The following is a 15,184-nucleotide window of genomic DNA, read 5'->3' on the forward strand; positions in this document are numbered from 1 at the left end:
CGCGGGCCACGTGCTTCAATGTCGACATGACCACCTACGCCGTGACCTACGTCTATGACGCCCGCTCCGCCGAGCGCGACACCCATCGCCCCGCCCACCGCGGCTTCCTCGCCGGGCTGTACGCCGCTGGTGTGCTGCTGGCCTCGGGACCGGTCGCCGACGGCGACATGCAAGGCGCGCTGCTCATCATCGAGGCCGGCTCGGCCGAGAAGGTCGCGGCGATCCTGGACACGGATCCCTTCGCCGTGAACGATCTCGTGGCCGACCGTGCGATCACCGAGTGGGCCGTCGTCTTCGGCCCCTGGTCCAGCTAGGCCCCCCGCCGGCTCCCCAGCAGCGCGAGCCACTCCCGGGGCCCGACGACGGAGCACCGCAACGAGGCGACGCCCGCCGCGTACCGGAGCTGGGCGGCAAAAGACGTCGGCCCCCGGACGCTCGCGTAGGCGAAGGCACCGTGAAACGCGTCACCCGCGCCCAGGGTGTCGACCGCCTCGACGATCGGCACGTCGACCTCACCAGCAGCCTCACCCGCGGCGTCGGCCGTCCACCAGTCGACGCTCCCGGCACCGTGGGTCACCGCCCAGCGGGCCGAGGACCCTGATCTGACCCGGGAGCCGTCGTCGGCCGCGCCGTTCATCAGGTGGCGACCGGGCCGCTGCCCGTCCACGAGCCGGAAGTCGGCCGAGGCGATGACGGTAGTCGCCGCGGGGATGAGCTCGGCCATCACGGGCTTCCATCGACCGGCGTCGATGACAACCGGGATCCCCTGGGCACGGGCGGCCTCGGCCAACGGGCTGGCCACCCGCGGGTGGTGACCGTCGAAGAGAGCGACCTCGCACCCGTCGAACAGTCTCCCGATGTCCTCGGGCGCGGCGAGGTCGTGAGCCGCCGCATCCATCGACAGGACCGAGCGACTGCCGGTCAGGGCATCGACGCGGATCGCTGAGACCCCCAGGTCCATCGCCGTCTCCTGGGCCAGGTCGACCACCTCGACGCCGTGAGCCTCCAGGTCAGCGCGGGCGATCGCGGCCGCCGGTCCGTCGCCCAGTGCTGTGACCAGCCGCGGCCTGCCACCGAGGGCCGCGAACACCACGGCAGCGTTGGCCGCCGGGCCACCTGCGGCCAGGTCCTGCCGTTCGGCCGTCATCTTCTCGTCGGGTCCGGGCGCGCAGCGCGAGCGGTGGATGACATCGAGGGTCGTCAGGCCGACGAACACCCCGACGGGCGCGAGGCGCGAGGCGATGCCCGTCACGCGGTCGCCGCGTGCATCTGGCGGAGCTCCTTCTTCAGACCCGAGATCTCGTCTCGCAGGCGGGCCGCCAGCTCGAACTGGAGCTCCGCGGCCGCCCCGTGCATCTGGTCGCTGAGCTCCTGGATGAGACCCACGAGGTCGTCCGCGGCCGCGACCGCGAGCCGGTTCGTGGTGACGCCGGCCTTGGGGCCGCCGGGGACCGGGGCCTTGCCCTTTCCCGCATTGCGGTAGCCGCCCTTGAGCAGCTCTTGAGTGTCGATGTCCTCCCGGGCGAGCATGTCCGTCACGTCGCTGATCTTCTTCCGCAGCGGCTGCGGGTCGATCCCGTGCTCGAGGTTGTAGGCGACCTGCTTCTCGCGGCGCCGGTCCGTCTCCTCGAGCGCCATCGCCATCGACGGTGTGATCTTGTCGGCGTACATGTGCACCTCACCGGAGACGTTTCGGGCGGCCCTCCCGATCGTCTGGATGAGAGAGGTGCTCGAGCGCAGGAATCCTTCCTTGTCAGCGTCGAGGATCGACACGAGGGAGACCTCGGGCAGGTCCAGACCTTCCCGCAGCAGGTTGATCCCGATGAGGACGTCGTACTCACCGAGCCGGAGCTCGCGCAGGAGCTCCACCCGGCGCAGGGTGTCGACCTCGGAGTGCAGGTAGCGGACCCGCACGCCCTTGTCGAGGAAGTAGTCGGTGAGGTCCTCGGCCATCTTCTTGGTCAGGGTGGTGACCAGCACCCGCTCGTTGCGCTCGGCCCGGAGCCGGATCCCCTCGAGCAGGTCGTCGATCTGCCCCGTGGTCGGCTTGATGATGACAGCGGGGTCGACCAGACCGGTCGGGCGGATGATCTGCTCGACGAAGCCGTCGGACATGGACAGCTCATACTTGCCCGGGGTCGCGGACAGGTAGACCGTCTGTCCCACCCGGTCGACGAACTCCTCCCACCGCAGCGGCCGGTTGTCCATCGCGGAGGGAAGCCTGAAACCATGGTCGACGAGGTTGCGCTTGCGGGACATGTCCCCCTCGTACATGGCACCGATCTGCGGCACCGTCACGTGCGACTCGTCGATGACCAGCAGGAAGTCGTCCGGGAAGTAGTCGAGGAGGGTGTGCGGCGCAGTGCCTGCCTCACGACCGTCGATGTGCCGGGAGTAGTTCTCGATCCCCGAGCACGAGCCGATCTGGCGCATCATCTCGATGTCATAGGTCGTGCGCATCCGCAGGCGTTGTGCCTCGAGCAGCTTGTTCTGGCGCTCCAGCTCGGCGAGGCGCTGCTCGAGCTCGGCCTCGATCGAGGCCACGGCCCGTTCCATCCTCTCGGGGCCGGCAACGTAGTGCGTCGCCGGGAAGAGGTTGACCGACTTCTCCGAGCGCACGACGTTCCCGGTCAGCGGGTGCAGCGTCTGGATCGCCTCGATCTCGTCACCGAAGAACTCGATCCGGATCGCGAGCTCCTCGTAGACCGGGATGATCTCGACGGTGTCCCCGCGCACCCGGAACGTACCGCGGGTGAAGGCGATGTCGTTGCGGGAGTACTGCATGGTGACGAACTGGCGCAGCAGCTCGTCGCGTTCGACGTGGTCGCCGACGTCCAGGCGCACCATCCGGTCGACGTACTCCTGGGGCGTGCCGAGCCCGTAGATGCACGAGACGGACGCGACGACGATGACGTCGCGTCGGGTGAGCAGGTGGCTCGTCGCCGAGTGCCGCAACCGTTCGACCTCGTCGTTGACCGAGGAGTCCTTCTCGATGAAGGTGTCGGTCTGGGCGATGTAGGCCTCGGGCTGGTAGTAGTCGTAGTACGAGACGAAGTACTCGACGGCGTTGTTGGGCAGCAGTTCCCGGAACTCCGTGGCGAGCTGCGCCGCGAGGGTCTTGTTCGGGGCCATGACGAGCGTCGGGCGCTGCAGCTTCTCGATCAGCCAGGCGGTCGTGGCGGACTTCCCGGTCCCGGTTGCGCCGAGCAGGACGACGTCCTTCTCACCGCCCTGGATCCGTTGCGTCAGCTCGGCGATCGCGGTCGGCTGGTCCCCCGACGGGGTGTAGTCGGAGATCACCTCGAAGGGGGCGACGGTTCGCTGGAGGTCAGTCACTGGGCGCATAGGTCAACGGTACGACGTGCCACCGACACGGCGCGTGCAGCGGCGCCCGACTCTCGCGTCAGTCTGCTTCCTGGCTGACCTCGTCCTGCAGCCGCGCCCACAGCGCATCCACGCCGGCCCGCAGCGTGTCCTCGGTTCCCGCGCCGGACAGGATGACGTCTCCGGCCTCGCGTCGGGCCTCGTCGGTCGCCTGGACCGCGACCCGTTGCCGGGCCTGGGGCAGTGTGAGGCCGCGGCCCTCGACGAGCCGCCGGATCCGCAGGTCGGCCGAGGTATCAACGACAACAAGGATGTGGAAGGCGTCCTCCTGCCCGGTCTCCACGAGCAGCGGGATGTCATGCACGACGACGGCCCCGGCGTCGGCCGCCCCGGCTGCGGCCTCGCGCTCGGCCGCCAGGCGTCTGATCTCGGGGTGCACGATCGCGTTGAGCCGGGCGAGAGCCTCGTGGTTGCCGAAGACGATGTGGCCGAGCGCGTCGCGGTCGAGCGCGCCGGCGTCGTCGAGCACGTCCTCCCCGAAGGCCTCGACCACCCGGTCCAGGCCCACGGTCCCCGGCTCGACGACCTCGCGGGCGAGGGTGTCGTGGTCGATCACGACCGCACCCAGCTCGGCGAACCGCGCGGCCGCGACGGACTTGCCGGCGGCGATCCCACCTGTCAGACCGATCTTGATCATCGTTCTCCTCCAAGGTCACCGAGACGTGCATCCGAACGTAGTTGCGAGCGGCTAACCTCAAACTAGCGTGTCCCGGCGGCCTCGGCCCGTGGCGCACGGCGATCTCGCAGCACCCGAACCGTCTCAGGAGGCAACAGTGTCGATGTCAGGCGGCGGAGGCGGCGGGGGCGGCATGGGTGGAGGGTTCCGGTCGTTCCGGCAGGAGCGGACCGTGACCGACCACGTGCTCGCCCAGGGGACGGTCCGCAGGGTCCTCGTCTTCGCCCGGCCCTACCGGCGCCTGCTCACCGTGTTCCTCGTGCTCATCGCGATCGATGCGGCGATCGGGGCCGCGACCCCGCTGATCTTCAAGGCCATCATCGACGACGGGATCACCGCCGGGCGCAGGGACCTCGTCATCTGGCTCGCGGGGCTCGTCGCTGTCCTCGCCCTTGCCTCGGGTGGCCTGGCTCTCGCCGAGCGCTGGCTGTCCTCACGGATCGGTGAGGGCCTCATCTTCGACCTGCGGACCGCGGTCTTCGACCACGTCCAGCAGATGCCTCTCGCCTTCTTCTCGCGCACCCGCACGGGTGCCCTGGTCCAGCGGCTCAACGGAGACGTCCTCGGCGCCCAGCAAGCCTTCACCTCGACGCTCTCGAACGTCTTCTCCAACTCCCTCACCGTGATCTTCGTGCTGGCCGCGATGATGTCGATGTCCTGGCAGCTCACCCTGCTGTCCCTCGTGCTGCTCCCGGCCTTCATCTTCCCCGCCCGGTGGGTAGGCCCCCGCCTGGCCGTGATCACCCGAGAGAGCTACGCGATCAACGCGGACACCGCCCAGATCATGACCGAGCGGTTCAACGTCGCCGGTGCACACCTCGCGAAGACCTACGGCCGGCCCGAGGACGAGTCCGCGACCTTTGCCGGGGCCGCCGCGCGGGTCCGGGACATCGGCGTCAAGCAGGCCATGTACGCGACGATCTTCCGGGTGGCCCTGACCACCGTGGCGGCGATCGCGGTCGCGATCGTCTACGGCGTCGGCGGCGTCATGGCGATCTCCGGGGGCCTGACGGTCGGCGTCGTCGTGGCCCTGACCGCCTACCTCGCGCGGCTCTACGGGCCGCTCACGGCACTGTCCAACGTCCAGGTCGACGTCATGACCGCGCTCGTGAGCTTCGAGCGCGTGCTCGAGGTCCTCGACCTGCCGCCCAGCGTGGTCGACGCCGACGACGCGACGGACCTCCGCGTGGATCTCGCCACCCACGGGGCCAGCCTCGACCTGTCCCACGTGACCTTCCGCTACCCCACCGCGGCCGAGGTCTCCCTCGCCTCTCTCGAGTCGGTCGCGGTGCTCAGCAACGACCCGGTCGCCGACACGATCGTCGACGTCACGTTCCGGGTCGCCCCGGGTGAGATGGTCGCGATCGTCGGCCCATCAGGGGCGGGCAAGTCCACGCTCTCCCAGCTCATCACCCGCATGTACGACCCGACGTCGGGCATCGTCTCGATCGCCGGGCGGGACATCCGTCACGCGACCCTGGAGTCGCTGCGGTCCACGATCGGCACCGTGCCGCAGGACTCCCACATGTTCCACGACTCGATCGCCGGGAACCTGCGCTACGCCCGTCCGGAAGCATCGGATGCCGATCTCGAGGAGGCCCTGCGCGGCGCGCACATCTGGGACCTCGTGGCCTCCCTGCCGTCGGGCATGGACACGATCGTCGGCGACCGCGGGTACCGTCTCTCCGGTGGCGAGCGTCAGCGCCTGGCCATCGCCCGCCTGCTGCTCAAGGCCCCCGCGATCGTCATCCTCGACGAGGCGACAGCACACCTGGACTCCGAGTCCGAGGCCGCGGTCCAACGTGCGCTCAGCTCCGCGCTCCAGGGCCGCACGTCCGTGGTCATCGCCCACCGCCTCTCGACCATCCGCGAGGCGGACCGGATCGTGGTGCTCGACGCCGGCCACGTCGTCGCGCAGGGCACCCACACCGAGCTGCTCGCCGCAGGCGGCCTCTACGCAGACCTGTACCGCACCCAGTTCGCGGCCGCGGCGCCCGACGACGACATAGACGACGAAGTCGAGGACAGTGCGCCGGTCGACCTCTCCGATCCTTCCGACAAGGTCGACCCGCTCCTCCCCTAGCCTCTCACCACGCACGCCGGCCGCGCCCAGCGAGGGCGCCTGACCGGCGTCGTGCATGGCGGACGGCGTGCGTCTCGCACATGCGGACGGCGTGCGTCTCGCACGGGCAATTGTCCGCACAGCGGGCCGCCCGATCCGCTGAGTGCGGGCACATGGCTGCCCGGCGGGCGTTTTGTCCAGCCAATCCCCGCACTCAGCGACGGGGGCGGCGGGCTCGGCGGCGGACTCACGGGCGGGGACAACAAAGCGGGCCGATCACCTGGTGGTGACCGGCCCGCTCAGTGTGCAGCTCGGAGCGTGAGCCCCGAGGTGTTTCAGTTACCGGTGAGCTTCTCGCGCAGAGCAGCCAGCGCCTCGTCGGAGGCAAGGGTGCCGCCGCCGGAGGTCGCCTCAACGGCCGGAGCCGAGGAGTAGGAGCTTGCGGAGCTGCTGCCAGTCTCGGACTCGCCCGACTCAGCAGCCTCGGCGTCGGCCTTGATGGCCTCGGCGACCTGCTTGCGGTGCGACTCCCAGCGCTCGTGCGCCTTGGCGTACTGGCCTTCCCAGACCTCGCGCTGTCCCTCGAAGCCCTCGAGCCACTCGTTGGTCTCGGAGTCGAAGCCCTCGGGGTACTTGTAGTTCCCGGCCTCGTCGTACTCCGCAGCCATGCCGTACAGAGCGGGATCGAAGTCGTCGCTCTCGGGGTCGACACCCTCGTTCGCCTGCTTCAGCGACAGCGAGATCCGGCGACGCTCGAGGTCGATGTCGATGACCTTGACGAAGACGTCGTCGCCGACGTTGACAACCTGCTCGGGCAGCTCGACGTGGCGCACGGCCAGCTCGGAGATGTGCACGAGACCCTCGATGCCGTCCTCGACGCGCACGAATGCACCGAAGGGAACGAGCTTGGTGACCTTACCCGGCACGACCTGACCAATGGCGTGCGTGCGGGCGAAGGTCTGCCAGGGGTCTTCCTGCGTGGCCTTGAGCGAGAGCGAGACACGCTCACGGTCGAAGTCGACGTCGAGAACCTCGACGGTGACTTCCTGACCGACCTCGACAACCTCACCCGGGTGGTCGATGTGCTTCCAAGACAGCTCGGAGACGTGGACGAGACCGTCAACCCCACCGAGGTCGACGAACGCACCGAAGTTGACGATCGAGGAGACGACACCGGGACGGACCTGGCCCTTCTGCAGCGTCTGCAGGAAGGTGGAACGAACCTCGGACTGCGTCTGCTCGAGCCAGGCACGGCGCGACAGGACCACGTTGTTGCGGTTCTTGTCGAGCTCGATGATCTTGGCCTCGATCTCCTTGCCGACGTACGGCTGGAGGTCGCGGACGCGGCGCATCTCGACGAGGGAGGCAGGCAGGAAGCCACGGAGGCCGATGTCGAGGATGAGTCCACCCTTGACGACCTCGATGACGGTTCCGGTGACGACGCCGTCCTCTTCCTTGATCTTCTCGATCGTGCCCCAGGCGCGCTCGTACTGTGCGCGCTTCTTGGACAGGATCAGACGGCCTTCCTTGTCCTCCTTCTGGAGGACAAGAGCCTCGACGACGTCGCCAACCTTGACGACCTCTCCGGGGTCCACGTCGTGCTTGATGGACAGCTCGCGGGAGGGGATGACGCCTTCGGTCTTGTAGCCGATGTCGAGGAGAACCTCGTCGCGGTCGACCTTGACGATGGTGCCTTCGACGATGTCACCGTCATTGAAGTACTTGATGGTGGCGTCGATGGCTGCAAGGAAGTCTTCTGCAGTGCCGATGTCGTTGATGGCGACCTGCGGTGCGGACTTCACGGGGGTAGAGATGGTCATTGAGTCAGGTGCTCCGATGCGGACAGGGAATAGTAAGGATATGGATGAAACGGCTGGCATGACGCCACGCGCGACCCCCGGGTAGGGGATCCTGGCGAGACGTGATGACCTGCACCCTTGGTCGCCGTACGCGCAGTGTTGACTGCGCACGACCGTAGTGCACCGCCCTCAACCCTACCGGCGGTGCACTGCCTCGGTCAACGCGCCGGCGATCAGGCCAGAACCCGGGCAACCCGGAGGAGGTCCTCGGGGACGTGCTTGACCTTGCCGGCGATCTCCTCGAGCGGGACGAGGACCACTTCCTCGTTGCGCAGCGCGGTCATGACGTTCGTCTCCCCGCGGGAGATGGCGTCGACGGCCGCGACGCCGAAGCGGCTGCCCAGGATGCGGTCGGTCGGGGTGGGGGTTCCACCGCGCTGGACGTGACCCAGGATGGTCAGGCGGGTGTCGAAGCCCGTGCGTGTGGCGATCTCGTTGGCGACCCGCTCGCCGATCGCGCCGGCGATGATCTCGCCGAACTTGCCCAGCTGGGCCTCGTACTGCATCGAGCTGCCCTCCTTGGGGAGAGCCCCCTCGGCGACGACGACGATCGAGAAGTTCGCGTGCGAGCGGTGGCGGTGCTTGAGGAACTTGATGATCCGGTCCATGTCGAAGGGCTCCTCGGGGGCGAGCACCAGCTCGGCGCCGCCCGCGATGCCGGCGTTCACGGCGATCCAGCCGGCGTGACGGCCCATGACCTCGACGACCATGACGCGGTTGTGGCTCTCCGCGGTCGTGTGGATCCGGTCGATGGCCTCGGTCGCGATGTTGACCGCGGTGTGGAAGCCGATCGACAGGTCCGTCCCGGCGACGTCGTTGTCGATCGTCTTGGGGATCGCGACGATCTTGACGCCGTTCTCGGCGACCTTGTTCGCGGCGTGCAGCGTGCCGTCGCCGCCGATGCAGATGAGCGCCTCGATCCGCTCAGCCTCGAGGGTCGCCATGACGGCGTCCATGCCGCCGTCGGCCGCGTGCGGGTGGTACCGCGCAGTGCCGAGCAGGGTCCCGCCCTGGGGCAGCACGTTGCGGATGTCCTCGCGGGACATGGTCCGGACGTCGCCGTCGACGACGCCCTTCCAACCGTTGCGGAAGCCGATGATCGTGTGCCCGTACTCCCCCAGGCCCTGCTTGACGACGGCACGGATGGCCGCGTTGAGGCCCGGGCAGTCGCCACCACCGGTGAGCAGACCGATTCGCATTCGAACTCCCTCAAGAAAATAGATCGTGACCAGCAAAATCACGCATTCGCACCGCCCATGATCGCGGTGCGCCCTCTAACCCTACCCAGGACCGGGGCGTGTTCAGCGTGCCAATGGTCCCACGATTTTCGGCGAGTCTCCCGGCCCCGTTGCGCGGCTGCCTCCGCCCGACACCCGCGATGGGCCAGACTGGTCGCGTGACACACGAATCGATCACCCGCGCCGGCTACCAGCAGGTCCCCGACGAGGCCGGCGGCCGCGCGAGCCGCGCCTGGTGGGACGAGAACGCCCGCGACTACCTCGACGAGCATGGGGCCTTCCTCGGCGCGTCGGACTTCTGCTGGTGCCCGGAGGGGTTGCGTGAGGCCGACGCCCACCTGCTTGGCCCCGTCGAGTCGTTGCGCGGGGCGATGATCCTAGAGATCGGCTCCGGCGCGGCCCAGTGCGGGCGCTGGCTCACGGCCCAGGGTGCCCGGGTGGTCTCGACGGACGTGTCGGCCGGGATGCTCCTGGAGAGCCGCCGGATGGACACCACGGAGGGCACCCACGTGCCCGTCCTGCAGGTTGACGCCCGCCACCTGCCCTTCGCCGCGGACACCTTCGACGTGGTCTTCACCGCCTACGGGGCGATCCCCTTCGTGCCCGACGCCGCGGCCGTCCACGCCGAGGTGGCGCGCGTCCTGCGGCCGGGAGGGCGCTGGGTGTTCTCGGTCACCCATCCGATCCGGTGGGCGTTCCCGGACGACCCGAGCGACCGCGGCCTCACCGCGACCCGCTCGTACTTCGATCGTCGCCCCTACGCCGAGCGGGAGGCGGACGGTCGGGTCACCTACGCCGAGTACCACCGCACCCTCGGCGACCACGTCCGTGAGGTGGTCGGCGCGGGCCTCGAGCTGGTCGACGTCGTCGAGCCCGAGTGGCCCGACGGCCACGACCAGGCGTGGGGCGGGTGGAGCCCGGTCCGGGGACGACTCATCCCCGGGACCGCCATCTTCTCCGCCCGCCGCCCGGAGCACGAAGAGCGCTAGTGCCCGGCGTCGTGCCAGCTGGCGCCGACGCCGACGGACACGTCGAGCGGGACCAGGAGGTCCGCGGCGGAACCCATCTGCTCGCGGACGAGCGCCTCGAGCTCGGTCAGCTCGCCCGCTCCCACCTCGAGGACGAGTTCGTCGTGGATCTGGAGGAGCAGCCGAGACCGCAGTCCGCGCTCGGCGATCTCCCGCTCGACGCCAAGCATCGCGACCTTGATGATGTCGGCTGCGCTGCCCTGGATCGGGGCGTTGAGGGCCATCCGCTCGGCCATCTCGCGCCGCTGGCGGTTATCGCTCGTGAGGTCGGGCAGGTAGCGGCGCCGGCCCATGATCGTCGCGGTGTACCCGGTCGCCCGGGCCTCGTCCACCACGCCCGTGAGGTATGTGCGCACGCCCCCGAAGCGCTCGAAGTAGTCGTCCATGAGCTTGGCAGCCTCGCCCACCTCGATGCCGAGCTGCTTGGACAGCCCGAAGGACGAGAGACCATAGGCCAGCCCGTAGGACATGGCCTTGATCTTCGACCGCTGGGCGGAGGTGACCTCGGTCGTCGGCACGCCGAAGACCCGGGACCCGACATAGCTGTGCAGGTCCTCCCCCGACCGGAAGGCCTCGATCAGCGCAGTGTCACCGGACAGGTGCGCCATGATCCGCATCTCAATCTGGGAGTAGTCCGCGGTGAGCAGGGTCTCGAAGCCGTCACCGACGACGAAGGCGCGGCGGATCCGCCGCCCGGCCTCGGTCCTGATCGGGATGTTCTGCAGGTTCGGCTCGGTCGAGCTGAGCCGGCCGGTGGCCGCGATCGTCTGCTGGAAGGTCGTGTGGATGCGACCGTCGTCGGCGACAGCCTTGAGCAGACCCTCGACGGTCTGGCGTAGCCGGGTGGCGTCGCGGTGGGCGAGCAGGAACTCCAGGAAGGGGTGCTCGGTCTTGGCGAAGAGGTCCGCGAGGGCTGCCGCGTCCGTCGTGTACCCGGTCTTGATCTTCTTCGTCTTGGGCATGGCCAGCTGATCGAAGAGCACCTCCTGCAGCTGCTTGGGCGACCCGAGGTTCACCTCGCGACCGATGACCTCGTAGGCCGACCGTGCGGCCTCGGCGACGATCTCGGAGAAGTGCTTCTCGAGGTCGCGCAGGTAGTCGACGTCCATCGCGATCCCGCGGCGCTCGACCTGGGCGAGGACCTCGGACAGGGGCAGCTCCAGGGTCGCGAGCAGGTCGGCTGCCTCACGGTCCTTGAGCTCTCCGCCGAGCACCTCGGCGAGGTCGGTCAGGGCGGCGGCTCGCACGGCGAGCCGGTTCGCCTCGCTGTCCTGGTTGCCCTCGCCGACCGAGAGGTCGAAGGAGCCCTGGTCGCCGGCGTCGGTCTCAAGCGCCCGGAGCTCGTGGCCCAGGTGGCGTTCGACGAGCTCGCCGAGGTCGTAGCCGCGCTGGTCCGGGAAGCACAGGTAGGCGGCGAGCTCAGTGTCGAAGACGATCCCGCGCAGGTCGTAGCCGCGGGCTGCGAGCTCGTGCCAGGTGGCCTTGCCGCCATGGGCGACCTTGCGCCGGGTCGCGTCGGCCAGCCAGGTGCCGAGGACCACGTCGTCGGCGGCGGTCAGGTCGGCGAAATCGAGGGCGATGGCCGAGCCTGCCCCGTCGGCGCCGTCGGCGATCGCGAAGGCCCAGGCGTCCCCGCCGGCGGGCACAGCCCGGCCGGCCACGTCGAGCCCGAGCGTCTGGTCGGCGCGCGCGTCGAGCCACTGCGCCAGCACACCCGGGGCGAGGGGCACGACCTCGACCTCGGGGGCTGCCTGCGCGGCCTCCTGCTCGGAGTCCTGGCCGGCGGGGTGCATGGCGAACAGGCGCTCGCGCAGGGTGCGGAACTGCAGTGCGTCGAAGACGGCGTTCATCGCTTCGCGGTCCCAGGGCTGGGCGCGCAGGTCGTCCGGGCCGAAGGGCAGCTCGATGTCGGTGAGCAGGTGGTTGAGCTCGCGGTTGAGGCGGACCTGGTCGAGGTGCGCACGCAGCGACTCCCCCGCCTTGCCGCCGATCTCGTCGGCGTGGGTGAGGATCTCCTCGAGGCCGCCGAACTGGTTGATCCACTTCGCGGCGGTCTTCGGCCCGACCCCGGGTACACCCGGGATGTTGTCGCTCGTCTCCCCGACCAGGGCCGCGAGGTCCGGGTACTGGTGCGGGGCGACCCCGTACTTGACCTGCACGGCGTCCGGCGTCATCCGGGCGAGCTCGGAGACCCCCTTGACCGGATAGAGCACCGTGACGTTCTCATTGACGAACTGCAGCGAGTCCCGGTCGCCCGAGCAGACGAGGACCTCCATGCCGAGTGCGTCGGCCTGGGAGGACAGGGTCGCCAGGATGTCGTCCGCCTCGAACATGTCCTTCTCGAGGAAAGGGATCCGCATCGAGGTCAGGACCTCTTTGATGAGCGGGACCTGCCCCTTGAACTGCTCGGGGGTCGCGTCCCGGGTGCCCTTGTACTGGGGGAAGCGCACGGTGCGGAAGGTCGTCGACCCGGCGTCGAAGGCCACAGCGACGTGGGTGGGCTCCTCGACCCGCAGGAGCGTCGCGAGCATCGAGATGAATCCGTGCACGGCGTTCGTGGGCTCGCCCGTCGTGGTGGCGAACTTGTCCACAGGAAGGGCGAAATACGCCCGGTATGCCATGGAGTGGCCATCGATCAAGAGGAGTCTGGGTCGCGCAATGTCGGTCACGTCTGCAAATCTATCGTCCATGACTGACAAGGACACCACCGACATGCTCGCGGCCTCCGCCCGCGGCACCCTGATCGAACGCATGGGCATCGAGCTGCTCGAGGCGACGGCCGAGCGAGCGGTCGGGACGATGCCCGTGGCGGGAAACACCCAGCCGGCCGGGCTGCTGCACGGCGGGGCGAGCGTCGTCCTCGCCGAGACGCTCGGATCCTTCGCGGCTCAGCTGCATGCGGGACCGGATCGCATGGTGGTGGGGATCGAGATCAACGCCACACATCACGCGGGTGCTCGAGAGGGGCACGTCACGGGAGTCGCGACGGCGATCCACCGCGGTCGGACCACAGCGAGCTACGAGATCGTCGTGACCGACGAGTCAGGTCGGCGGGTCTGCACCGCCCGGCTGACCTGCCTGGTGCTCGCGGCCTAGCCTGCCTGCTGTCAGTCTGCTCGGTGCTCGCGCCGGGTCGGCTGCCGGTCGCTGTGCCAGCCGCCGGTCGGCGTGTCGTCCTGGACCGCCACGTTCGCCGGTGCCTTCGCGATGGCTTGCCCGGTGGCTTGCTCAGCCTGGCTGGCGGCCAGGCTCGCCTGGAAGCTGCGCAGGTCGACGGGTCCGCTGTTGGTCTCGGTCCGCGCGCGACGTCGTCGAGCAATGAGGTCTTCGATGCCGCGACCCTGACCACGGCCGGCGCCCTCGGCCGCGAGCTTGCGCAGCAGCACGGCGGTGGACACGACCCGGTGGCTGGCCGCCGGGGCGAAGCCGAGGCGTGCGAGGAAGCGTTGGACACCGCGAGACCCGGGGAGCGGGACCGAGTACACCTCGAGGGCGCCGACGGAGGCCGCCGTCTCCCCCGCCTCAGTCAGCAGAGCATGGCCGACGCCGCGGCGTCGGAAGTCCTGGGAGACGTAGAGCGCCTCGACGTACACCGAGGTCTCGTCGCTGAAGAGGTTGGGCTCAAGGACCCGGATGAGCATGAAGCCGACCGGCTCGCCCTCGATGGCGGCGACCTTGATCTGGCCGCCCGGAAGTGCGGTCAGCGTGGCTAGCTGACGGGCGAGGCGTTCCTCGTCGCCAACACACAGCTGGACACCGGTTCCGGCCTCATGGCGAGCGGTAACACTCAGGCTGGCCAGGACGGGAAGGTCGGAGGCAACCGCAGGCCGTACATCGACCAAGGCACGCATACGAACTCTCCATCTGTTGATAGTCGCCCTGTCAGTAGTCACCAGAGCGGCCACGGCGGCGCGCGGGACGGTACGCCGGAAGCATGGCCTCGCCCAAGACTGCCCCTATCCGCCCGACAGGTCAACCATCAGGTGGTGTGATGCACTGACTGTTCTCAGGCTTCGCCGACCTGCTCGATCACGGCGTCGGCGACCTCGCGCATCGTCAGGCGACGGTCCATGGACGTCTTCTGGATCCAGCGGAAGGACTCCGGCTCGCTCAGGCCCATCTTCGTCATGAGCAGGCCCTTGGCGCGGTCGACCCGCTTGCGGGTCTCGAAGCGCTCCGCGAGGTCGGCGACCTCAGACTCGAGGGCAGTGATCTGGGAGTAGCGGGAGATCGCGATCTCGACCGCGGGAAGCAGGTCCGCGGGGCTGAACGGCTTGACGACGTAGGCCATCGCCCCGGCGTCGCGTGCCCGCTCGACGAGCTCAGCCTGGGAGAACGCTGTGAGCAGCACGACCGGGGCGGCGTGTGCCTTGGCGATCCGCTCGGCCGCGGAGATACCGTCGAGCTCGGGCATCTTGACGTCCATGACGACGACGTCGGGCTTGAGCTCGAGGGCGAGCCGCACGGCGGTCTCGCCGTCGCCGGCCTCTCCCACCACGTCGAAGCCTGCCTCGCGGAGCGTCTCGACGACGTCCATCCGGATGAGAGCCTCATCCTCGGCCACGACGGCGCGCCGCACGCGCCGCGCAGGCACCGCGGGAACTTCCTCCGGCGCTTCGACCACCGGCTCCAGGAGCGGGGGGAGGTCAAGAGGGGGAACGATGCCTGGCGTCGATTCGTTGTCTGTCACATGCGCCATCGTAGTGGGTCACGATCTCCCAGCGCGCATCAACGGGACCCGATGTGAACATTGCCACGTCCGTGTGGTTACATTGTCGAGCACTTCAGCGGTGTTACCAGCCCCGGTAGCCCAACCGGCAGAGGCGTTCGGCTCAAACCCGATCCAGTGTGGGTTCGAATCCCACCCGGGGCACCCATCTGACCTGCGCAAACACAAGTTTTGTCCCCACGTGGGGACAAATGTGTCCCCATGAGAT

The 15,184-nt window shown here is 69.0% G+C and carries 12 protein-coding genes and 1 tRNA gene; 5 read left to right on the forward strand and 8 right to left on the reverse strand.

All coding sequences use genetic code 11. The annotated features are described in order from the left end of the window. Positions 1 to 26: 26 nt before the first annotated feature. The gene (locus BLQ50_RS13670; RefSeq protein ID WP_093184644.1) at positions 27 to 314 is read left to right on the forward strand and encodes a YciI family protein; all 288 of its coding nucleotides are present in this window, start codon (positions 27 to 29) and stop codon (positions 312 to 314) included. On the opposite strand, the gene BLQ50_RS13675 is transcribed toward BLQ50_RS13670, so the two are convergent. The 3 genes from BLQ50_RS13675 to coaE are packed head-to-tail and all read right to left on the reverse strand — an operon-like array spanning position 311 to position 4,021. Beyond that, complete coding sequence (locus BLQ50_RS13675; RefSeq protein ID WP_093184648.1) at positions 311 to 1,252, reverse strand: PfkB family carbohydrate kinase; 942 nt, start codon at positions 1,250 to 1,252, stop codon at positions 311 to 313. The genes BLQ50_RS13670 and BLQ50_RS13675 overlap by 4 nt on opposite strands. Next, a complete protein-coding gene (uvrB, locus tag BLQ50_RS13680) occupies positions 1,249 to 3,345 on the reverse strand; it encodes an excinuclease ABC subunit UvrB (RefSeq protein WP_093184652.1) in 2,097 nt (698 codons plus the stop codon). The genes BLQ50_RS13675 and uvrB overlap by 4 nt, the downstream gene beginning before the upstream one ends. Before the next feature lie 58 nt (positions 3,346 to 3,403). Beyond that, positions 3,404 to 4,021: a dephospho-CoA kinase gene (gene coaE, locus BLQ50_RS13685; protein WP_093184654.1), complete on the reverse strand. Its 618-nt coding sequence runs from the start codon at positions 4,019 to 4,021 to the stop codon at positions 3,404 to 3,406. A 142-nt stretch (positions 4,022 to 4,163) separates the two neighbouring features. Here coaE and BLQ50_RS13690 point away from each other — a divergent pair, with 142 nt between their 5' ends. Then, the gene (locus BLQ50_RS13690) at positions 4,164 to 6,143 is read left to right on the forward strand and encodes an ABC transporter ATP-binding protein (RefSeq protein ID WP_093185010.1); all 1,980 of its coding nucleotides are present in this window, start codon (positions 4,164 to 4,166) and stop codon (positions 6,141 to 6,143) included. A gap of 314 nt (positions 6,144 to 6,457) precedes the next feature. Here BLQ50_RS13690 and rpsA read toward each other — a convergent pair whose 3' ends face one another. Both rpsA and BLQ50_RS13700 read right to left on the reverse strand, forming a co-directional pair. Then, entirely contained in the window at positions 6,458 to 7,942 is a 1,485-nt protein-coding gene (gene rpsA, locus BLQ50_RS13695; RefSeq protein WP_093184657.1) for a 30S ribosomal protein S1, read from the reverse strand. A 212-nt stretch (positions 7,943 to 8,154) separates the two neighbouring features. Next, positions 8,155 to 9,180, reverse strand: coding sequence for a 6-phosphofructokinase (locus BLQ50_RS13700; protein WP_093184660.1), 1,026 nt, complete (start codon positions 9,178 to 9,180; stop codon positions 8,155 to 8,157). 179 nt (positions 9,181 to 9,359) lie between these two features. Here BLQ50_RS13700 and BLQ50_RS13705 point away from each other — a divergent pair, with 179 nt between their 5' ends. Beyond that, entirely contained in the window at positions 9,360 to 10,208 is an 849-nt protein-coding gene (locus BLQ50_RS13705) for a class I SAM-dependent methyltransferase (protein ID WP_093184663.1), read from the forward strand. Here the strand turns inward: BLQ50_RS13705 and polA are convergent. After that, positions 10,205 to 12,937: a DNA polymerase I gene (gene polA / locus BLQ50_RS13710; RefSeq protein WP_093185013.1), complete on the reverse strand. Its 2,733-nt coding sequence runs from the start codon at positions 12,935 to 12,937 to the stop codon at positions 10,205 to 10,207. The two genes, BLQ50_RS13705 and polA, sit on opposite strands and share 4 nt — an antisense overlap. Here polA and BLQ50_RS13715 point away from each other — a divergent pair. Beyond that, a complete protein-coding gene (locus BLQ50_RS13715; protein ID WP_245701226.1) occupies positions 12,936 to 13,343 on the forward strand; it encodes a hotdog fold thioesterase in 408 nt (135 codons plus the stop codon). The genes polA and BLQ50_RS13715 overlap by 2 nt on opposite strands. Positions 13,344 to 13,354: 11 nt before the next feature. On the opposite strand, the gene BLQ50_RS13720 is transcribed toward BLQ50_RS13715, so the two are convergent. Both BLQ50_RS13720 and BLQ50_RS13725 read right to left on the reverse strand, forming a co-directional pair. After that, positions 13,355 to 14,098, reverse strand: a complete 744-nt coding sequence (locus BLQ50_RS13720; RefSeq protein WP_093184666.1) for a GNAT family N-acetyltransferase — start codon at positions 14,096 to 14,098, stop codon at positions 13,355 to 13,357. 155 nt (positions 14,099 to 14,253) lie between these two features. Then, positions 14,254 to 14,946: an ANTAR domain-containing response regulator gene (locus tag BLQ50_RS13725; RefSeq protein ID WP_093184669.1), complete on the reverse strand. Its 693-nt coding sequence runs from the start codon at positions 14,944 to 14,946 to the stop codon at positions 14,254 to 14,256. Between the two features lie 100 nt (positions 14,947 to 15,046). On the opposite strand from BLQ50_RS13725, the gene BLQ50_RS13730 reads away from it, so the two are divergent. Beyond that, positions 15,047 to 15,120: transfer RNA gene (locus tag BLQ50_RS13730), tRNA-Leu, on the forward strand. The last annotated feature ends 64 nt before the right edge of the window (positions 15,121 to 15,184 follow it).

The organism is Sanguibacter gelidistatuariae (assembly GCF_900096585.1).
Taxonomy (GTDB): domain Bacteria; phylum Actinomycetota; class Actinomycetes; order Actinomycetales; family Cellulomonadaceae; genus Sanguibacter; species Sanguibacter gelidistatuariae.

Excerpts from the sequence above, each read along its gene's own strand:
- BLQ50_RS13705 (WP_093184663.1), top strand. The coding sequence starts at position 9,360 with ATGGGCCAGACTGGTCGCGTGACACACGAATCGATCACCCGCGCCGGC.
- uvrB (WP_093184652.1), bottom strand. The coding sequence starts at position 3,345 with ATGCGCCCAGTGACTGACCTCCAGCGAACCGTCGCCCCCTTCGAGGTG.
- rpsA (WP_093184657.1), bottom strand. The coding sequence starts at position 7,942 with ATGACCATCTCTACCCCCGTGAAGTCCGCACCGCAGGTCGCCATCAAC.
- coaE (WP_093184654.1), bottom strand. The coding sequence starts at position 4,021 with ATGATCAAGATCGGTCTGACAGGTGGGATCGCCGCCGGCAAGTCCGTC.
- BLQ50_RS13725 (WP_093184669.1), bottom strand. The coding sequence starts at position 14,946 with ATGGCGCATGTGACAGACAACGAATCGACGCCAGGCATCGTTCCCCCT.
- BLQ50_RS13715 (WP_245701226.1), top strand. The coding sequence starts at position 12,936 with ATGACTGACAAGGACACCACCGACATGCTCGCGGCCTCCGCCCGCGGC.
- BLQ50_RS13700 (WP_093184660.1), bottom strand. The coding sequence starts at position 9,180 with ATGCGAATCGGTCTGCTCACCGGTGGTGGCGACTGCCCGGGCCTCAAC.
- BLQ50_RS13690 (WP_093185010.1), top strand. The coding sequence starts at position 4,164 with ATGTCAGGCGGCGGAGGCGGCGGGGGCGGCATGGGTGGAGGGTTCCGG.
- BLQ50_RS13720 (WP_093184666.1), bottom strand. The coding sequence starts at position 14,098 with ATGCGTGCCTTGGTCGATGTACGGCCTGCGGTTGCCTCCGACCTTCCC.
- polA (WP_093185013.1), bottom strand. The coding sequence starts at position 12,937 with ATGGACGATAGATTTGCAGACGTGACCGACATTGCGCGACCCAGACTC.
- BLQ50_RS13670 (WP_093184644.1), top strand. The coding sequence starts at position 27 with ATGACCACCTACGCCGTGACCTACGTCTATGACGCCCGCTCCGCCGAG.